This window comes from Pontibacter sp. GD13 (assembly GCF_058216355.1).
On the sequence record NZ_JBYZMQ010000013.1, the window covers coordinates 1 to 19610 of the forward strand.

Genomic DNA, 19610 nt, shown 5'->3' on the forward strand with positions numbered 1-19610 from the left:
TCTGTTCTGTCATGGCTGTTGCATTTTGAAAGTGTCCAAACTTTAAAACGTACACAGCCCATTGGCAGAACAGATTTTTTGTTTTACAACGTGTGAAGTATCACGCAACTTGAGTTAATTAATCTTAATGCGGATAAAGCCCTTCAGGCGTTTGAAAATCAAGTAGCATGCCTGCGGAATCCGCCCAAAACGAAAATGGAGGTCCTAGGAAACCTTGAAAAGGTTGGCCTGGCAATAACATGCACTAAGTTGCTGGAATTGATTCAGGACGGCCGGTAAGGCAGAGAATTAACAGCAGTAGGATTCAAGAATGTGTCAATGATGGCCTGAGCTTAAGGTCAGGCCATTCCTCTGTTTGGCTAGCCAGCTTAGATAGCTAATGATGCTTAGCAAAAGAGCATGTGCTGGGTGGGCATATTTTTGTACTTTGGACCACTACGACCCATGGGGGGCTAATCTCGCGGGCATCGAAAGGCAGGGGACGCCGGACCATCTCTTCCAGTACAACGGTAAGGAGAAGCAGCAAGAGCTGGGGCTGGAGTGGACCGACTACGGGGCCAGGATGTATGATGCCCAACTGGGTAGGTGGCACGTGGTGGACCCGCTGGCGGAACTCTATTATTCAGAATCTCCTTATGTGTTTGCAGGAAATTCTCCGATCAGGCTCACCGATGTTGGTGGTCTTTTCAAGATAGATGCCATGTTTGCTCGTCAATACCCTACTTTAGCGAAAATGCTTAAATGGTACCTGCCCATGCTAAAGGACAATGCGGTTGTAAAAGAAGCATTCATGGGCGTTACGGGTTTCAGTAGCGGAGAATTTGACCAGATGGTAAGCTATGGCTCTGGACCGTGGATTACTCCAACTCAGCCGGAGTTAGCCAATTGGATGGATCAGGGCAACCCGGCGCACAGCGAGCACAGCGGCTTCGATGCAGATTCTCCTGATAACCTTTATATTTCTCAAACCAGTTTACAGAGGTTAGAACAAAGTATGCAGGCTGCCGTCGGATCGGGGAATACCGACGAGTTGGGCTTCCAGATGTTCAGAGTAAGCTTGGCAATCATGCACGAGGCGACGCATTACGGAGTATTCAAGAAACATGGTAAAAGTGAAGCTCTAAAGAGAGAGGGGATTATGGACCAGGGGGCTCGTTGGGAAAGTAGAGCGTACAGGCAGTTTAGCTATACTACCAGTACAGGTGCAATGAATGAAGGTGTGTTACGAAAATATTACAATACTTCTATAGATGCCGTAAATGGTATAGGAGTGACGTTAAGCCCAAGAATGCACTTTAACCTCAACCTGCTTATAAAAGGCTCGCCGGTGGATGGGCAAAGAAAAGCTCCTGTTATTAAAATGCCGTGCAACTGCCCGGATGACCCAACCCCAGAAGGATAATAAGAAATGAAAAGAAGAAGTTTGCTACGAATAAAAATGCTCGTGTGGGTTCAGTTTTTAAATGTTAACCTAATCCTACTGGTTTCCTGTGCCCCTGAGCAGTTTAATCCTGAGAAAGCAGCCGAAGAGTACTGTGCGTGCATGGAGGAGAATGGATCGCCAGAACATTTTGAATATGCCACTAAGCTATGCGATGCAGAACTTATCAAAAGGAACCGTTACTACAGGTTGCTTAGTGTGGATTTAGCTCATGAGTCTCTTCAAGACAAGATAACGGCAGAAGCTGTGGACAGTACCCAAAGGTTTGCATTAAGATTCGATAAGAAGCTCCGGGAGCTATGCTGCCGAAAGGTGCTCTTGTGCCCAGTAGATTCACTTACTGATACTTCTTATTAGCCACAAACTCCATACTCAAAGCCTCCCGCTGGCGCGGGCTTATAGCCCATTTCCTATTCCAGTATCATAGCAGAAGCCCTTTCCATTCCGGATTGGGCTTTTACTTTTCCGCAACAAATCATGACTGTAAATCCACTATCTTTAGAATCATAAGCAGCGCTGGCCGGGCGCTCTTTTGCATTCTGTAGCACTACGACCCGTGGGGGCTCAACCTCGCGGGCATCGAAAGGCAGGGGACGCCCGATCATTTGTTCCAGTACAACGGGAAAGAGAAACAATCCGAGCTGGGATTGAACTGGATGGACTACGGGGCCAGGATGTACGATGCCCAGCTAGGAAGGTGGCACGTGGTGGATCCGCTTGGAGAGCAAGGAAGAAGATGGAGCCTGTATAATTATGCTTTCAATAACCCTATACGCTTTATTGACCCTGACGGCATGTGGCCTAGTGGACCCGGAGACGGCTCGGGAGGCTTGGGGACTACGATTGAGAATGTCTACTGGGATTTTAGGGACAATATGGTATCTAGCTTAGTAACACTGGGTACAGCAATTGGCTCACAGTTCAGCGATGATATTTCCGTGAAGGTAGTTAACTTTACCTATGGCGAGAACGGAAGACAAGCTAATGTAGTTGAGCTTGGTGACGGAGAAGTAGGAAAAGCCGTACTATTTAGTGCATTGACTGTTGCAGCAGCAGGGCCAAGTTCAGGGCCAGCAGGTTTATTAGCTAGAACAGCAGGTGTTAAAAAGGCTGGTGTAGATGTAGTAAAACAAATAGGGCCAGCAGGGGATGCAGGTGCAACTGTTACAAAACAGGTGCCAAGTACCTATGAAATGAAAACTACAAAAAATAAAGAAGGAACGATGTTCACAAAACCTAATAGCAAAGGGGGGGATAATGTTAGAGTGCAGAGAGGGAATCCAAATAGCCCTAACCCAGCACAGCAGAAGCCTTATGTTAAACAAGTAGTAAATGGAAAAACAGTAGATGTTAATAAAAAACAAGTGCCCTCGGATTCACCGGAGTCACATATACCAGTAGATAAATTTAAGTTTAAATAATGATGGATGATATTTGGGGAAAGAATATTTATGACTCAATAAAAGCTATTTCAGATATTGAACGCCAAAGAAAAGCTTGGTTGGGGAAAGACAAGAATAGGGCAGCATCATTCTTAGAAGACACTAGTATGCTTTACGATAGCTTCGACTTTTGTAACTTTTTAGAAGATGATTATTATAAACTGGAAGTATTAAGCAAAAGTTTGTACAAAGAATTGCTTGGCCTGCATCATTTATTAGATAAATATGATAAAAATGGTAAATCTGATGAAGAAATTTTAGTAGATCCTGAATGGATATTCATAACTAAACAAGCAAAAAAAGTGATTGAAATCTGGGATATAGAAAATCCTTCCATGGGTAAAATCTTTTAGCTTTTATCCCCTCCATGCCGCAAGTTTGAGCGTTGAGGGAACTTGTGGTAAAGATGGTGACAAGCTTTTGTGACTTTTATATCATAAGACTTGTACGCGCATAAATTACACAAGCCCATTCTAATAGGATGGGTTTGTGCTTTTCCGCTCTTCCATTTTCATAGCAAAAGCAACTACCACAGCAAGAGTCTAAGGCAGGAGAAGCGGTGTTCGTCCGTGTCCTCGGCCAGACTGCGCTGCGGCAAAAGCAAGGCTGTACAAGCTCGCTCACGCTCGGCCTTGCTTTTGCCTCCGCTTGCCAGCCTGCGGTACTCCTCACGTCTGTTGCTGTTTTGTTTTTGAAGTTGTTTTTATCCCTGCGGGGCTAAGGCCAAAAACCAAACCCACATCCCTGGTTATTGCTCGCCTGCGGGTCAGCTGCCCCACGTCCAGGCGCCCACCCTCACGGGCGTTCTTCTCCTGGCTGGCTTTGGCTTTCGCTCGCAGCCGCTTCGCGCTTGAAATCTTACCCTCAACCCATGGGATCAGCCGGGGGCTTTTTTTATAGTAGGAGCTGCCTATTCCATCTCACAAAACGGCCGTTTTTTGAGATGAAAAATACCAACTAAAGCATTTTCTGAAACCTTGCTCAGAAAGCCTCAGGCGCAGACATCAAATTCTCAAATTGCCGTCTCAAAAAACAAAACCATTCCTGCCTTTTTGAGACGAGTTTATAAGTAAAATTTGAAAAAGCAAAAAGCAACTCCAGGCTCTTACCAGCAAGTATAAGCTTTCCTCTTACGCCACCCAAATACTTTTCTGGTTCACAAACTCGCGGATGCCCAGGTATGAAAGCTCTCTTCCGTAGCCGGATTTCTTGATGCCGCCAAAGGGCATTTCGGGCGAGGAGGCTACCAGGGCGTTTACGAACATGGCCCCGGTTTCTATTTGGCGTGCCACCCGCAGGCCGCGTTCCTTGTCCTGCGTCCAAACGGCGCCACCCAGTCCGAAACGGGAATCGTTGGCAACAGCAATGGCCGCTGCCTCATCTTTCACGATCATAATGGCAGCAACGGGCCCGAACATTTCCTCGTAGTAGGCGGGCATGCCGGGTTTCACGTTCTTCAGGATCATCGGTTTAAAATAGGCGCTGTCTTTTCCTTCGCGGCCGCCATCCAGCACAATCTCAGCGCCTTTCTCAACAGAGGCTTTCACCTGTTTCTCCAATTCCTCGGCCAGGTCCACCCTTGCCAGGGGGCCGTAGTCCACATCCTCGTGCAGCGGGTCACCGGTTTTTAAATCCGTCATCAGCGCCTTCATTTTGGCAACAAAGGCTTCTGCCACACCCTCTACCACAATAAAGCGCTTGGCCGCGATGCAGCTTTGCCCGCTATTCACCATCCTGGATTTTACTGCCACCTGCGCCGCCTGCTCCAGGTCGGCATCCTCCAGCACGATAAAGGCATCGCTCCCGCCCAGTTCCAACACGGTTTTCTTGATCTCTTTCCCTGCTTTTCCGGCTACCTTGGCACCGGCGGCCTCACTACCCGTCAGGGTAACGGCTTTCACATGCGGGTGTGCTATAACGGCGTCAACCTGGTCAGAGCCGATGAGCAGTGTCTGGAAAGTATGTTCCGGGAAGCCTGCCTTCAGCACGATCTCCTCGATGGCTAATGCGCACTGGGGCACGTTGGAGGCATGCTTCAAAACCCCGACGTTACCAGCCATCAGGGCAGGAGCCAGGAAACGGTAGGCCTGCCAGAATGGGAAGTTCCAGGGCATAATAGCGAGTACCACGCCCAGGGGCTCGTAGGAAATGATGCTTTTAGAGGCGGCTGTTTCTATCGCCTCGTCCTGCATAAATTCGGCTGCGTTTTCAGCGTAGTACCGGCAGGCCGTGGCACACTTTTTTACCTCGGCGATGGCGTCTTTCAGGGGCTTGCCCATTTCCAGTGAAATGATGCGGCCATACTTTTCGGCCTCCTGCTCCAGTATGTCCGCCTGCCTGTTCATGTGGCGGGCGCGAACCTCAAAGCTTGTTTCTCTCCAGCTTAGAAAAGCTTGCTGGGCGGCATCAATTTTTTGGCTTACCTGATCCGGACTGTCCGGCTTAAACGACTTGATTACTTCTCCGGTGGCGGGGTTTATAGTTTTGATAGACATAGTTTCGGTTTCATGCATGTTAACTATACGCATCCTAAGCCAAGGCGGCTGAGGACCAAAGCGTCAGAATGGCACCTTCTTTTTAAAACAATTTTCGTAAGCCAAAGTTAGAGAAGCGTGTTATATAAAAAATATCTATATTTGACCACATTGCCAGCAGCAGCTTTTATTGTATGCTTGCAGCAACTGTTAACAAACATTCACTTTGCATAACGATACACAACATACCATTTCAGAAGAGGAGTTGGTTGCCCGGCTACAGGCGCGGGACACAGCAGCCATGTCGCGGTTGTACGATATGTACAGCGCCACCCTCTACGGTGTTATTTTGCAGGTAGTAAAGGTGGAGGAGACCGCAGAGGATGTGATGCAGGAAGCCTTCCTGAAGATCTGGAACTCTTTTCATAGCTACGATGCTTCTAAAGGGCGACTTTTTACCTGGATGATAAATATATGCAGAAATTTATCTATCGATAAAATCCGCTCGAAGCAGCACCGCGTAAGTCAGAGGACAGACGACATAGACAACGCGTTGGGAGCGGACTCCGGGGTGGATAGCTTTAAGCCAGACCATATAGGCGTAAGGGAAATTACCGAGCACCTGCACCCTGACCAAAAGTTGATCATTGATCTGATGTACTTTGAGGGAATGACCCAAAGTGAAATAGCCGAAGAGTATAACATTCCGTTGGGGACTGTAAAAACCAGGGCTAGAAGTGCAATTAAAACGTTAGGTAAATTTTTTAAAGGGCGTGAATAACGAAGAATACATAGCATCCGGAATACTTGAGCTGTACGCTGCTGGCGCACTGACTGACCAGGAGCGTCAGGAGGTAGAGCAAAGGGCAGACAGTGCACCAGAAGTCCGGACCGCGTTGCAGGAGGTATGCACCACTCTGGAACGCTACGCCCAGCTGCATGCCGTGCAGCCGCGGCCTGCCCTGAAAGACCGCATCATGCAACAAGTGGAAGCAGAGAGCGCACCCCGGGAAGAAACCCCGGTGCGCCCCATGTACACGGATTACGAGAAGGAGAGCAGCCCTTACAAATGGATGTTCGCAGCCAGCATCGTGCTGTTCCTGTTGTCTGGCTTTATGAGTTTCCGGTTTTACCAGAACTGGAAAGCGGCCGAAGGCAGACTGGCCGTTGCCCTGGCCTCCGAACAAACCCTGGCGCAGAACTATAACACAGTTTCCTATAAAATGGAAGAGCAGCAGCAACTGCTCGCTATTATGCGCGACGGCAGCTTCAGGTCTGTGAAACTGCAGGGCGTGCAGGCGCACCCCGATGCCAACGTAATGGTTTACTGGAACCCTGAGCGCCAGCAAGTATACCTGGATGTGCTCAAACTGCCAGCGCCACCTTCCGGAAAACAATACCAGCTCTGGGCCCTGGATCAGGGTAAGCCCGTGGACGCAGGCATGATTGCGATGGGAGGGGGCAGGGAAGCCATTATGCAGCAGATGAAGGAGATCGGATCGGCACAGGCCTTTGCCATTACCCTGGAACCTGTAGGCGGAAGCGTAAACCCTACCCTGGAAGAAATGTATGTGATGGGTGAGGTTAATTCCTGATCATTGCTTTGTTTTTAAACCGACTTTAAAAGTGTATTGGGTAAGACCTGGCACCCTGAAAAATGTAACAAAACACGCTTTTACAGGTTAAAAGGATAAGATCACCTGCCTTGCGTACGAAACCATCCGATACCGCCATACTTTTGTTTGCCCACCGGCCCGCAGAAGAAGTGAAATCTAAAACCTTCACGGCAGAAGTACGCACAGCCAGGGATAAGAAAATTGCGAAACTCTTTTTAAAGCGCGCGCACGCTATTGCGCAAAAAACCGGCCTGCACGTTGTTCACCATTCCTCGGAACAACAGGCAGGCCGTACGTTTGGCGCGCGTATAGCAAATGCTTTTCTGTGCGCATTTGCACTCGGTTACCAACGCGTGATCTGCATTGGCAGCGATTGCCCCGGCCTGACCGTGGCCGACCTAGCGAATGCGCAGGCGTTGCTGCAACAATCCGGCGCGATGGTGGCAGGTCCCGCCACCGACGGAGGCGCTTACCTGATCGGCATGCACGTGAGCAGCTTTAATCCGGAAGCCTTTGCCGCTCTACACTGGCAGAGCAACAGGGTGCTGGAAGACCTGAAAGGGTATGCCGCCATGCACCATGCCCACCTGCACAGCGAAGGCGTTTTGCCTTTAAGATCAGATGTAGACAGCAGCGCCGACGTGCCACTGTTGCTGGCGCAGCTAGCAGTAACACACCGTGTCCGGATAGCTCTTGTCGCCCTGCTGGCCTGGTGCGTGCCTAAACCAAAACCCGCTGCTTTTACGCTGTCAGTCTGTTTTGGGGCACTTTGCAAGAGCCATCAGTTACGGGCTCCTCCCATCTCCTGATTTCCTGAATTTTATCTTTGTGCCGTACGCGCAACACATGTGGGGCACAAAACCTGACGACCGCAAAAGCTGTGGCCTTTACCCTATTTATAAATCATTAAGAAAACATCACATGGAAGATACCTATTATAACCCCGCAGATTTAGCCAAATTTGGTGACATATCAGAATTACAGCCTGAAATGGGCCGCAAGTTTTTTGATTATTACGGCGAGGTGTTCAAAGAAGGCGCCCTGACGGAGCGTGAGAAATCGTTGATCGCACTGGCTGTGGCGCATGCCGTGCAGTGCCCGTATTGCATTGATGCTTACAGCACCGACTGCCTGCAGAAGGGGGCCGATGAAAACCAGATGATGGAGGCCGTGCATGTGGCGGCGGCCATAAAAGGAGGATCCGCCCTGGTGCACGGGGTGCAAATGATGAACAAGATCAAAAAAGTGACGATGTAAGCATGGGTTCTACTACCAAATCATTACAAGGGCAGCACCATGCCATGTCTGATGCGCTGTTTCAGCTGAATGTGCTGCAGCAGCCCACCAGGCACGGCGAGCAGTTTCCGGCTTTTGCCCGGAAACTGCAGGAGCACGCCCTTTTCCCGCTCCGGCCCACCGGTACCACTATCCTGCAGATAAACGTGGGCAAGATGTGCAACCAGACCTGCCGCCACTGCCACGTGGACGCGGGTCCGGACCGGAAAGAGATCATGACCCGCGAGACCATGCAGCTTTGCCTGGATGCCCTGCGCCATTCCCCCGGCATCGACACCGTCGACCTGACTGGCGGTGCACCCGAGATGAACCCGGATTTCAGGTGGTTTGTGGAGGAACTCTCGCAGCTGGGCCGACAAGTGATCGTGCGCTGTAACCTTACGATCATATTGGCCAACAAAAAGTACCACGACCTGCCCGATTTCTTTAAGCTGCACGGGGTGCATGTCATCTCTTCGCTTCCTTACTTTCAGGCCTCCCGCACAGATGCACAGCGCGGCGAGGGGGTGTTTGAGAAATCCATTAAGGCGCTTCAGATGCTCAATGCCGTAGGGTATGGCCAGCAGGACAGTGGCCTGCAATTGGACCTGGTGTATAACCCTTCGGGGGCTTTTTTGCCCAGCGGACAAAAATCGTTGGAGGCCGAGTTCAAGCGCAGGCTCCAGAATGGCTATGGCATCGGGTTTAACAACCTGTTCTGCATCACGAACCTGCCTGTGAGCCGCTACCTGGATTATTTGGTGGAGAGCGGCAATTACGACAGCTACATGCAGAAACTAGTGGATGCCTTTAACCCGGTGGCCGCCGCCGGTGTGATGTGCCGCAACACCGTTTCGGTTGGCTGGGACGGTTACCTCTACGACTGCGACTTTAACCAGATGCTGGAGCTGAAGGTGGCCCAGAACATGCCCCAGCACATCCGCGACTTTGAGGTGGCCGCCTTGGATAACCGGCAGATCATACTTAACCAGCATTGCTACGGCTGCACGGCAGGTGCCGGTTCCAGCTGTGGGGGCGAAACCGTAAAAGCGGAAGGCTGACGTGCGTTTGCCTAAAAGGGTAGCCTATGTTTTTCTGGTAACCGCTGTCTTTTTGCTGAAAGCCTGCGGGCAGCCTACTGCTAAGGCCTATCATGTGCTGCTGGGAGCGCTCTATGAACACACCGTGCCCCTGATCCGGGTTACAGCGTTAAAGGATTTGCTCAGCCGCCCTTTGGGTGCACAACCAGTACTGCTGGATACCCGAAGCCGTAAAGAGTATGAGGTGAGCCACCTGGCGGGTGCCCGCTTTGCCGGCTTCCAGCATTTTGAAGTAAACCAGTTAAAGGACCTGCCAAAGGATACCCCCATCGTTTTGTACTGCTCGGTGGGCTACCGCAGCGAGCAGATCGGGGAACAGCTGCAAGAGGCAGGTTTTACGCAGGTATGGAACCTGTACGGGGGTGTTTTTGAGTGGGTGAACCAGGGCTTGCCCGTTTATCAGGGAAAAAAATTAACAACTAAAGTACACGCCTTTTCGGGTGTCTGGGGTATGTGGCTATTAAAGGGAGAGAAAGTATATGACTAAGAAACAGCTGCTCATGCTTTTTGTGCGCAACCCGGAGTTGGGCAAGGTAAAAACCCGGCTGGCCTCCTCGGTAGGTCCCGAAGAAGCCCTGGCCATTTACATGCACCTGCTCAAGCACACCAGGCAAATCACCCAGCACCTGCCCCATGACAAGCTGGTGTACTACTCCGATAGGGTGGCGCGTAACGACCTCTGGACAGACAGTGTGTATGCGAAAGCTGTGCAACCCCCCGGCGACCTGGGCGAGAAGATGTCAGCAGCCTTTGAGCAGGCTTTTAAGGACGGCTACACGTCGGTGGTGATCATTGGCAGCGACTGCCATCAACTGACCCCAGAGATCATCAGCAGGGCTTTTACGGCACTGGAAAGCAAGGAAGTAGTGATCGGCCCTGCCCTGGACGGCGGCTATTACCTGCTCGGCATGAACTACTGGCATCCGGAGCTGTTCCTGCACAAACGCTGGAGCACCGAACACGTTTTCCCGGATACCCTGCACGACATCGAGAAACTGCATTTAACGCACACCGTACTGCCCGAGCTCTCTGATGTGGATTATATTGAGGATCTGGGTGACGATTTTTGGGAGGAGGCCGGCAGTTAAGCGCTTTTCTGAATACAATGTATCAAATGAGCAGGGAATTTTTCCCGGATACCAGGAATTAATTGCCTGGCGCTATTCTACCGTTTGGCTGGGTGCTTTATCGTAGCCATACACATCATCCCGGAACTGCACCTGCATTTGTGCGTCGGGCCAGGCGGTTTGGTAAATGATGTACAGGGGCAATGGGTTTTTTACTTTTATGTAGTGGTTAGGCTTTTGCCTGTGCCATAGCTTGTCTACTTTTTCTGCATCATACCCCGAACCTATGTTTAGCAAATAATACGCAAAGGCAACCGGGTTCTCCAGCCGGATGCACCCATGGCTAAAGGCCCTGTCAGGGTAGTTAAACAGTTCCTTGTTTGGTGTGTCGTGCATGTACTGCGGCAGCTTGTTAGGATAAGGGAATTTTACCTGGCCCAGCTCATTGTCCGGCCCCGACAGTTGCACGATCCGGTAGTTAAAATTGGTTTCATCGATGTTATCCCAGTTCACGCGCCAGGGGTTTACGCGCACCCATCCCAGGTTCGTATCCTTCTCCAGCCGCATTTTCTTTTTGGCAAGGTAACCAGGGTTTCGGCGCAACAAAGGCACAATTTCGTTTACGGCAATGGAGGTAGGCAGGTACCAATAAGGGTGCAGCACCACCATGTCTACTTCGCTGACAAGGGGATAGGTCACAAGATCAGGTTTGCCCACAATTACGCGCATCTCCATCACCGTCCGGTTGCTGTCCACTACCTGCAAAGTATAATCGGGCAGGTTGATCACCACATACGGTTGCGATACGGTGGCCAGCGTGGTATCGAAGCGGGCCAGGTTTTGCTGCAGTTGCCGCAACCTTTCCGAGAGCGGCACATTCAGGGCTGCCACGGTATTTGGGCCCAGTACCCCATCCGTGATCAGGCCATGCCGGGCCTGAAACTTTGACACGGCCTTTTGAAGCGCTGAAGTATACACGGCTGTACTGGTGGCAGAGTCCAGGGGCAGGTCACCGGTGAGCAGCAGGTTTTCCTGTAGCGGAGATACATAGCGGCTGGTGTCGTTGGGGCGCAGGAGCAGGCCAGCGGGGAGGGAGTGCCAGTTGTTGGCGTCTACCAGGTTCTGGTATTGCCGAATGGCCTGCATCAGCCTGCCTTCGTGGTAAGGGATATTTTGCTGCTGCGCAAATAAGAGACCCGGGAGTAAAAGTATGAGAAGAACGCGTAAAAAGTGTACCATGGCAAAAAAAGAATAGCCTATACTGTTTTACGGTTTTTCCGTAACTTCGGCATGGCACGGGTTCCTGACTCGCACCTTATGTGCAGGGCAGTTGTATTCAAACTTCCTGTTTAGGCTGGTTGATCAGGATTAGGCCTTCATTTCAGGCACTTGGGAGTACGAAAGCCTGGAGTCCATTATCTGATTTATTTAAAAGCGATACGATGCCCAAAACAATAGAAAAAAGTACACTGGCTTTTCTGGAAGAACTTGTCGAGCACAACACCCGGGAATGGTTTGCGGAGAATAAAAAGCGCTATGAAACCGCCCGTAAAGACTTTTTTGTTTTTTTGGATGAACTGCTGCTGCAGATGCAGCAGTTTGAGCCGGCAGCGCAGGGGCAGCAGGGCAAAGACCTGGTGTTCCGGATATACCGCGACGTGCGCTTCTCGCACGACAAGAGGCCTTACAAAGATCACTTCGGTGCCTATTTGGCAGAAGGGGGACGTAAATCCATACTTCCGGGCTATTACCTGCACCTGGCCGCCAACAACAAATCCTTTCTGGCCGGCGGCCTCTGGATGCCCCCGGCAGACTACCTGAAAGCCGTACGCCAGGAAATCGACTATAACCTGCACGAATTAACCGGCATTGTGGAAGCGCCAGCCTTCAAAAAGCGGTTCGGAGGTTTGCAAGGCGAGAAACTGAAGACCACTCCCAAAGGCTACGACAAAGAAAACCCCGCCATAGACTACCTGCGCCACAAAAGTTGGAACGCCATCATGCCCCTGCCCGATAACGTGGTGCTGAGCCAGGAGTTTCCGGATGTGGTGTTGGAAGGGTTTAAGGCCGTAAAACCGCTGAATGACTTTTTGATGGAGCCGCTGCGGGAGGTTAATCACTAAGCTAAACGATATAAAATATTGCCTGGATACTTGAATATTTTATCAGGTATCCAGGCAATATTTGTTTTTATTATTACAACGTAAGCTTATCGCAGTGGTTTTGATTTAAGCAATCAGAAATTTGTCCTGCTGCTTGATTTAAACGTTGGAGGGTAACTCCTCCAGATGAAGTTTTGTTGAACGCTGAGGTATTGATATTATCCGGTGTCACTTTTATTGTTATCGGGTTTGTGCCATTAGTCTTTATTGCAGAGAAATAAGCTTCAATGTCACGTAGTGCAGCAGTTACGCCTTCACACGAACCACTTAGACCTTCTGCATCAGCACCGCCTGCAATACTCAGTTTAAGTGCTAAACCTTGTAAAAAAGCCTGTTTAGCAATAGTTTTACCTGTTTTATTATTCTTTCCAAAAAATATTGCTCGGGCATCAGCATAAGTATACTCATTGCCTCCGAATTCAATTCCATCAGTTGCATATGAGCCTGGCCACTGACTGCCATCTGGTTTTGCGAACCAGTAGCCCTGAGTGAAGAAACAGTTTTCTGAGGGAGGCGGAGGTGTGGTACATTCTTTAATAGTATAAGAGAAATAGCGGGAGTTTGGATTTTGAGTTGGAGGAGTTAAGTTTCCAGCCCAGATCATACCACCTGCGCCATCAGGTCCGGGCACTACAGCATATACTGCTATGTAAATTACATCTCCTGGATCTCCTGATTCACCTAAATCTGATAAAGGTATCGTGTAGGTATATGATCGTAACTTTCCATCATGGCGTGAATCTTTAGAAGTTAGATACTCTGGAGAAGGAGTTATGGCAGTAGGCTCTTCAGTGTAAATTCCGTAGCCGGTTTGTTGAAACCAAGCTTTGTCTCTGCTACCCGAAACTGTTAATGTAATTTTTAATTCTGTAGTTGTCTGACAAATAGCAACTGTTCCTACTACTTCGTTATTGTTGCTTACTGTTTTATACAAGTTTTCATATTCACAATCGGCACATGGGTCAACTAAATTAGCAGATCGTGCACTGCCTAAAGGCATCGCATCCTCCGCGTCAGGCGAACAAGACTGCATAAAAAATGTTGCTACACAAAGTAGCATTGAGTAAATAATTTTTACTTTCATAGGAGTACAATAAATTTTTGATAGATGTTTTATTAAGCAAGGTTTACACGAGTAACAAGGGGCACTCACACAAACAGATACGGCTCCAGCAAACCCCGTTTGCGAACTGTACCTCTACAGTGGTGAAACACTGTAGAAAATTGGATGTTATTCATAATCATTTACTACTAAAAGGGTAAAAAGATTATGCAGAACATTAAAATAGTATAAAAAATAAGTAAAAGGATAGCATTGGTAGGTGAATGAATATAAACAAATAATATTGAATTATTAATATAAAGTATGAAGTTCTGATTGTAGGTGTGGGGACATGAGGGCCAGCGGCAAGTTTAATGTAGCGGCCGTTAAGCTTACCGGCCCTCTAAATTTGATACACGCCTGCGCTGCCGGTATAAATACAACTCAACCAGTAGCCACAGCAAAACTACTGCGTATTCCAGAGTAACCAGCGAAAGGTCTTCCTGGTAACTGCTGGAGCGATAGGTGGCATAGGTAAGCATCACCAAACCCGACCATACCACAGCGAAACGGAAATGGCTCACAGCCGTGAGCGCGACCAGGGTGCAGATGTACCAGGGGTGCACGGTGGTGGCCAACAGAAAAAACACAGTAAGCGCCGCAGCCATGTAGCCCGCCAGGCGCCTGACCGAACCCAGTTTTTTAACGGTAGCCAAGGCCAAAATAATACCGAGTGTAAGCAGGGAGAGCGCGGGGCCCAAAACCGCGATCTGGTTGTAGCCTGTTAACCGGAAACCAAGCCAGCGCAGCAGGTAATACACGCAGGCGTTAAACTCGAATCGCTGAAAGTACAGGTCGATGCTTTGAAACACATGCTGCAGTACCTCCACCGAAACCAGCGGATAGAAAACGGCCAGCACAGTACAGAAAGCAGCGGTGCTAAATACCAAAAACTCCCGGATGCTGAGTTTCCGTAACAGGAAAGGCAGAAACATGAGTGGCAACAACTTGGTGCCTACCGCCAGGCCAAGGGCAATGCCTGACACCAAGTAGCGCTGATAGAAGAGCTGATGCAGCATGAGCAGCAGGAAGAAAATCATCAGGGCCTCAAAGTGCAGGTTACCCGTTAACTCAATAATGACAAGCGGGTTCAGGGCGTAAAGCAACACCGCTTTTTCAGAAAGGGCCATCTTGCGGAGCAGGCGCCATAACAGCAGTATGCTGCCCGCCTCTGCCAGCACAACAACTAGCCGCATCACCCACACGCTGCCTGCCATGCTGTGGGGCGAAAGCTTGGCCGATAGCCAGAACACCGCCTGCGCCACCGGAGGGTACACACTGTAATACTGCTGCGAATTCAACTGTTGGTAAAGCGTCTCCGTGATACCCGTAATTTGGGGCGCCTTGGCAGTCAGGTAAAAGGCGGGCAGGTGGAGGTAGGGGTTGAGTCCGGCCACCAGCAGACGCCCATCCCAAATAAACCGGAAATAATCGTCAGATAATGCGGGAATGGCCAGCAGGAACAGGAGGCGGAAAAGTATGGCTGCCGCCACGCCCAGCCACAGGTTTACCTTTTGGTTGATGATGTATACATAGGCCCCGAAAACAAACGCATAAAGGAGGAGCAGCTGTGTAAACTGTGTGCGGGGAATGGCATAGGCCAGGGCCAGGTAAGCAGCCGCTGATAAACCCAGCAAAGTATAAACTGCAGTCTGGCTTCGCGGCATACCGGCCATTTTCGGGGTTGAGGTTAAAGGTACCTAAAGATGGTAAAAATTATCTTATAGCCCGCCATCACCGTGCCTTTTACTGTGCCCGATACTTTGGATGTGCCAATGCGGCGGCGGTAATTTACCGGAACCTCGGTATACGATATTTTTTTTCGGGCGGCCTTGGCCTGCATCTCCACGGTCCAGCCATAGGTTCTGTCGCGCATATCAAGGGCCAGCAGCGTTTGCAGCCTGATGGCCCGGAAGGGACCCAGGTCTGTGAACCGCGCGCCATAGAACCACCTGAGCAAAGTAGTGGCCAGCCAGTTCCCGAACAGCTGCTGCGGCAGCATGGCACCCTTTTCCCGGGTGCCCAGAGCCCGTGATCCGATAACCATATCCGCCTCACCCAGCAAAATGGGCTGTACCAGTAGAGGCAACTCTTCGGGGTAATCCGAAAAATCCCCATCCAGGAAAACGATGATCTCAGGGCGCGCGGCTATGGGTTTTGCGGCGGCATAGGCAATTCCTTTCAGGCAGGCGTTGCCGTAGCCAGGGGTAGGTTCATGCAAAACGGTTGCACCGGTTGCGGCTGCGTTTTCGGCGGTGCGGTCAGTAGAGTTGTTGTTCACCACGATCACATCCTGTGCCAGGCCGGCAGGAATCGCCTGTATCACTTTGGCAATGGAATTTTCTTCGTTGTAAGCCGGGATGATGACGTTGAGAATGGGCATAGAGTATGGAAAGGCGCAAATATCTTTAAATTCTGGTTCCTTTGCTATTGATTGGCTTTTTCTTTGCTCTGGTGCAAAGTAATAAGCAAATGCCAGCATGTATCTGTAAATTCTGGTAAACCCTGGCCTTATGAGAAAGTTCGGCTTATCTTTGTAGCCCTTCTTTCCGCAGGGAGCAAATAGAACTTTTTAAGCCAGGGTTGGTTATAAAGAGGTAAAAGAAAGTATCAGTATGAAAGACAGCACAGTGAAGGTAGGCGATAAAGCTCCTGACTTTGAATTAGAAAGACAAGACGGAGGATTCTTTCGCCTGTATGACCTGTTGAAGGAAAAAAACGTGGTCTTGTACTTTTACCCGAAGGATCGAACCCCCGGTTGCACCAAGCAAGCATGCGAGTTCAGGGACCAGTATGAGGTTTTTAAAGAGCACGGCGCCGAAGTGGTGGGCATCAGCTCTGATAGCATTGATTCGCACAAGCGGTTTGAGCGCGTGTACCATTTGCCGTTCGTGTTATTGAGCGATAAGGGCAAAAGTATTCGCAAGTTGTACGGGGTGCCTAAAAAGCTGGGTATACTGCCGGGTCGCGTCACTTATATTATTGATAGGCAAGGAACGGTGCGCTACATCTTTAACTCCATGTCGAAGCCCCTGGAGCATGTCAGTACTGCCCTGGAGGTTCTGGAAGGGCTGGAGGCGGAGCAGCGCGGGCAAAAGGTGTAAATTGCCCGAAAAAAGCTAGAGCAGAAGCGGCAACTCCCAGAAGGGTTGCCGCTTCTGCTCTTTTAAACTTCCCCTTTTTTCCTTACCTTAAAGAATAAATTAAGGAACGAACTGTTATTCTAGGTAGAGCACTAAAAACAAAGGAGGAGCATAGCATGGCACAGCAAATCTGGAAATACATATGGATATCGGCGATACTGCTAGTGGCCCTGCAGCTTTGCAGCCAGCAGCAGGTGCACCACGATTCCGCATTAACTCGCAACGACAACAGCGCGAATGTAAACAGGCGGGTATTTGTGCCTCCGGCCTTACCCACTTCCATGACTTTCGCCGGTGAGCCCGTGCCCCTCGATGTGCCCGATGTGGCCGAGCGCCTGGACCGCGAACTGCTTGTAAACTCCTACCTGCACGCCACTACACTGTTGGGTCTTAAACGCATGCAGCGCTATGTACCCGAAATGGAAAAGGTATTGGCCGCCCACAACATCCCCAGAGATTTTGTTTACCTGGCGCTGGCCGAAAGCCTGTTCGGGCAGGTTACCTCGCCGGCCGGGGCTGCAGGTTTCTGGCAGCTGATGCCTGACACGGCCCGGGGCTATGGCCTGCTGGTAAACGAGGAGGTGGACGAACGCTTTCATGTGCAGAAAGCCACACTGGCCGCCATCCAGTACCTTAAAACTGCTCACCAACGCTTCGACTCCTGGACAAACGCTGCCGCCTCGTACAACCGTGGCATGGGCGGCATAGACCGGGCCCTGGAGCGGCAGGGGGTAAGCTCCTATTACGACCTGTACCTGAACGATGAGACAGCCCGGTACATGTTCCGGATCCTGGCCTTGAAAGAGGTGCTGGGCAACCCGGCCAAGTATGGCTTTGAGCTGAGCGAGGAACTGGGCTATAACCCGCTGCCCACGCGCCCTCTCACCGTCACGTCCACCATTCCCGACCTGCCCGCTTTTGCCCTGCAGCAAGGCACTAACTACAAGACCCTGCGCCTCTACAACCCCTGGATAAAAGGCTACAGGCTGACAGTGCCGGAGGGGAAGGAGTTTGTGCTGGACCTGCCCAGGTAAATGATCGGCAAAAATATGACGGTAAGCAGTGAGCAGTCGGAAGTTTTTAATATCTTCATACCCTAAAAGTAACTGCCGAACGGAAGTTCCGCGCAGTAACCTGTGTTAAACCACTGCTTATGTCTCCATTCGTTCTCCTGTCTTTTTTGATAGGCTATTTTGCCGTTCTCATTGGCATCTCCTACTATACTTCGAGAGGCGCTTCGGATAACTCCAGTTTCTTTATCGCCAACCGCAACTCGAAATGGTACTTCGTGGCTTTTGGCATGATCGGCACGGCTTTGTCAGGTGTCACCTTCATTTCTGTGCCCGGGGCCGTGAGCAACAGCAGCTTCAGTTATTTCCAGTTTGTGCTGGGCAATGCGGTTGGCTTTGTACTGATCGCATTCGTGTTGCTGCCCCTGTACTACCGCATGAACCTGATCTCGATCTATACTTACCTCGAGAAAAGGTTTGGCTACTGGAGCTACAAAACCGGCTCTATGATCTTCCTGATCTCCCGTACCATCGGTTCGGCCTTCCGGCTGTACCTGGTGGCCATTGTGCTGCAGAAATTTATTTTCGATGCCTGGAACGTGCCCTTTGGGGTTACAGTGGCTATTTGCCTGGTGCTGATCTGGGTGTACACGCACAAAGGAGGGCTTAAAACGATCGTGATCACCGATACCCTTCAAACCGTTTTCCTGCTTTCCTCTGTGCTGCTTTCCATCTGGTTTATCTCCCGCAGCCTGAATATGAACCTGATGCAGACCTTTGAGGCAGTGAAGGAAAGCTCCTACTCCAAAATATTTTTCTGGGATGATTTTATGGGGAGCAAAAACCATTTTCTGAAATACTTTTTCGGGGGTATATTTGTGACCATCGCCATGACGGGCCTGGACCAGGACCTGATGCAGAAGAACCTGAGCTGCAAGAACATAGGTGAGGCCCAGAAAAACATGCTCACTTTTACAGCTGTTTTCGTGGCCATCAACATCTTCTTCCTCAGCGTAGGCGCCTTGCTGTACATGTACGCCAACGCCAAGGGCATTGATGTGTCCGCCCTCCGAACCCCCGATCACCTGTTCCCTGAAATAGCGCTGAACCACCTGGCCCTGCTGCCGGGGGTTATCTTCATGCTGGGCCTGACGGCCGCCACCTTTGCCACCACCGATTCGGCCCTCACCGCCTTAACCACCTCCTTCTGCGTGGATTTTCTGGGGTTCACCAAAAAACAAAACCACGACGATCTCAAGCTGATCCGTACCCGCCACATCGTGCACATTGCATTTTCGGTGCTGATGCTCCTGGTCATTCTCGTGTTCCGGGTGATCAACAACGACTCTGTGGTCAACGCCATCTTCAGGGCGGCAGGCTATACCTATGGTCCGCTGCTGGGCTTGTTTGCCTTTGGTATGGCCAACAAGCGTGCGGTGGCCGATAAACTGGTGCCCTACATCTGCGTGGTGTCACCGCTCCTCACCTATGTCCTGGATGCTAACTCAGTGGACTGGTTTGGGTATGCCATGGGCTTTGAACTGATCGTGGTGAACGGCGCCATTACTTTTCTGCTGCTGCTGGCAACCAGCAAACCCGGAGGAGGAATGATGATGGACTCCCTGGAAGAGGCAGAGCAGATAAGATGGAAACAGGCGATCTGAAAAGCGGGACCAGAAGCTAACCAAACCTTTTCCGGCATAAAAGCCGTTTCTTCTCTAATCGTGCCTTTTGCCTGTAAATTTGCTGGCCCGCACCAGCTGGAAGCAGGCAGGGTT

20 protein-coding genes and 1 pseudogene are annotated in these 19610 nt (G+C 50.4%); 16 read left to right on the forward strand and 5 right to left on the reverse strand.

Translation table 11 applies throughout. The features are described from left to right. Nucleotides 1-117: 117 nt before the first annotated feature. From AC4BAN_RS15430 to AC4BAN_RS15450, 5 genes and pseudogenes are all read left to right on the forward strand, one after another. The gene (locus AC4BAN_RS15430; RefSeq protein WP_490565391.1) at nt 118-279 is read left to right on the forward strand and encodes a VapC50 family PIN domain-containing toxin; all 162 of its coding nucleotides are present in this window, start codon (nt 118-120) and stop codon (nt 277-279) included. Nucleotides 280-427: 148 nt separating this feature from the next. Then, nucleotides 428-1402 carry an RHS repeat domain-containing protein gene (locus AC4BAN_RS15435; protein WP_490565312.1) on the forward strand — a complete coding sequence of 325 codons (975 nt, stop codon included), beginning with the start codon at nt 428-430 and terminating at the stop codon, nt 1400-1402. A gap of 6 nt (nt 1403-1408) precedes the next feature. Beyond that, on the forward strand, nt 1409-1798 hold the full coding sequence (locus AC4BAN_RS15440; RefSeq protein WP_490565313.1) for a hypothetical protein: 390 nt from the start codon (nt 1409-1411) through the stop codon (nt 1796-1798). Between the two features lie 203 nt (nt 1799-2001). Next, nucleotides 2002-2862 (forward strand): annotated as a pseudogene (locus AC4BAN_RS15445) (RHS repeat-associated core domain-containing protein); the annotation flags it as partial. Continuing rightward, a complete protein-coding gene (locus AC4BAN_RS15450) occupies nt 2862-3236 on the forward strand; it encodes a hypothetical protein (protein ID WP_490565314.1) in 375 nt (124 codons plus the stop codon). The pseudogene AC4BAN_RS15445 and the gene AC4BAN_RS15450, both read left to right, overlap by 1 nt. Before the next feature lie 777 nt (nt 3237-4013). Here AC4BAN_RS15450 and AC4BAN_RS15455 read toward each other — a convergent pair. Beyond that, a complete protein-coding gene (locus AC4BAN_RS15455; RefSeq protein WP_490565315.1) occupies nt 4014-5378 on the reverse strand; it encodes an NAD-dependent succinate-semialdehyde dehydrogenase in 1365 nt (454 codons plus the stop codon). A 205-nt stretch (nt 5379-5583) separates the two neighbouring features. Between AC4BAN_RS15455 and AC4BAN_RS15460 the strand changes: the two genes are divergently transcribed. From AC4BAN_RS15460 to AC4BAN_RS15490, 7 genes are all read left to right on the forward strand, one after another. Beyond that, nucleotides 5584-6138: an RNA polymerase sigma factor gene (locus tag AC4BAN_RS15460; RefSeq protein WP_490565316.1), complete on the forward strand. Its 555-nt coding sequence runs from the start codon at nt 5584-5586 to the stop codon at nt 6136-6138. Beyond that, nucleotides 6131-6952, forward strand: a complete 822-nt coding sequence (locus tag AC4BAN_RS15465) for an anti-sigma factor (protein WP_490565317.1) — start codon at nt 6131-6133, stop codon at nt 6950-6952. Before AC4BAN_RS15460 ends, AC4BAN_RS15465 begins: the two co-directional genes overlap by 8 nt. 110 nt (nt 6953-7062) lie before the next feature. Continuing rightward, on the forward strand, nt 7063-7782 hold the full coding sequence (locus tag AC4BAN_RS15470) for a TIGR04282 family arsenosugar biosynthesis glycosyltransferase (protein WP_490565318.1): 720 nt from the start codon (nt 7063-7065) through the stop codon (nt 7780-7782). 112 nt (nt 7783-7894) lie between these two features. Beyond that, the gene (locus AC4BAN_RS15475; RefSeq protein WP_490565319.1) at nt 7895-8230 is read left to right on the forward strand and encodes an arsenosugar biosynthesis-associated peroxidase-like protein; all 336 of its coding nucleotides are present in this window, start codon (nt 7895-7897) and stop codon (nt 8228-8230) included. Between the two features lie 2 nt (nt 8231-8232). Further along, on the forward strand, nt 8233-9309 hold the full coding sequence (gene arsS, locus AC4BAN_RS15480; protein ID WP_490565320.1) for an arsenosugar biosynthesis radical SAM (seleno)protein ArsS: 1077 nt from the start codon (nt 8233-8235) through the stop codon (nt 9307-9309). Nucleotide 9310: 1 nt separating this feature from the next. Next, entirely contained in the window at nt 9311-9835 is a 525-nt protein-coding gene (locus AC4BAN_RS15485; protein ID WP_490565321.1) for a rhodanese-like domain-containing protein, read from the forward strand. Further along, the gene (locus AC4BAN_RS15490; RefSeq protein ID WP_490565322.1) at nt 9828-10436 is read left to right on the forward strand and encodes a TIGR04282 family arsenosugar biosynthesis glycosyltransferase; all 609 of its coding nucleotides are present in this window, start codon (nt 9828-9830) and stop codon (nt 10434-10436) included. Before AC4BAN_RS15485 ends, AC4BAN_RS15490 begins: the two co-directional genes overlap by 8 nt. Before the next feature lie 72 nt (nt 10437-10508). Here AC4BAN_RS15490 and AC4BAN_RS15495 read toward each other — a convergent pair whose 3' ends face one another. Beyond that, nucleotides 10509-11654: a L,D-transpeptidase family protein gene (locus tag AC4BAN_RS15495; RefSeq protein WP_490565323.1), complete on the reverse strand. Its 1146-nt coding sequence runs from the start codon at nt 11652-11654 to the stop codon at nt 10509-10511. Between the two features lie 203 nt (nt 11655-11857). Between AC4BAN_RS15495 and AC4BAN_RS15500 the strand changes: the two genes are divergently transcribed. Then, on the forward strand, nt 11858-12538 hold the full coding sequence (locus AC4BAN_RS15500) for a DUF2461 domain-containing protein (protein ID WP_490565324.1): 681 nt from the start codon (nt 11858-11860) through the stop codon (nt 12536-12538). Between the two features lie 73 nt (nt 12539-12611). On the opposite strand, the gene AC4BAN_RS15505 is transcribed toward AC4BAN_RS15500, so the two are convergent. The 3 genes from AC4BAN_RS15505 to AC4BAN_RS15515 all read right to left on the reverse strand — a co-directional run bounded on the left by AC4BAN_RS15505 (nt 12612) and on the right by AC4BAN_RS15515 (nt 16062). Beyond that, complete coding sequence (locus AC4BAN_RS15505) at nt 12612-13661, reverse strand: hypothetical protein (protein WP_490565325.1); 1050 nt, start codon at nt 13659-13661, stop codon at nt 12612-12614. Between the two features lie 350 nt (nt 13662-14011). Then, entirely contained in the window at nt 14012-15355 is a 1344-nt protein-coding gene (locus AC4BAN_RS15510) for an MptA/MptB family glycosyltransferase (RefSeq protein ID WP_490565326.1), read from the reverse strand. A gap of 14 nt (nt 15356-15369) precedes the next feature. Further along, on the reverse strand, nt 15370-16062 hold the full coding sequence (locus tag AC4BAN_RS15515; RefSeq protein WP_490565327.1) for a glycosyltransferase family 2 protein: 693 nt from the start codon (nt 16060-16062) through the stop codon (nt 15370-15372). 232 nt (nt 16063-16294) lie between these two features. Between AC4BAN_RS15515 and AC4BAN_RS15520 the strand changes: the two genes are divergently transcribed. From AC4BAN_RS15520 to AC4BAN_RS15530, 3 genes are all read left to right on the forward strand, one after another. Further along, complete coding sequence (locus AC4BAN_RS15520) at nt 16295-16783, forward strand: peroxiredoxin (protein WP_490565328.1); 489 nt, start codon at nt 16295-16297, stop codon at nt 16781-16783. Nucleotides 16784-16938: 155 nt separating this feature from the next. After that, nucleotides 16939-17856 carry a lytic transglycosylase domain-containing protein gene (locus tag AC4BAN_RS15525; protein WP_490565329.1) on the forward strand — a complete coding sequence of 306 codons (918 nt, stop codon included), beginning with the start codon at nt 16939-16941 and terminating at the stop codon, nt 17854-17856. 119 nt (nt 17857-17975) lie between these two features. After that, a complete protein-coding gene (locus AC4BAN_RS15530) occupies nt 17976-19496 on the forward strand; it encodes a sodium:solute symporter (protein WP_490565330.1) in 1521 nt (506 codons plus the stop codon). Nucleotides 19497-19610: the final 114 nt, after the last annotated feature.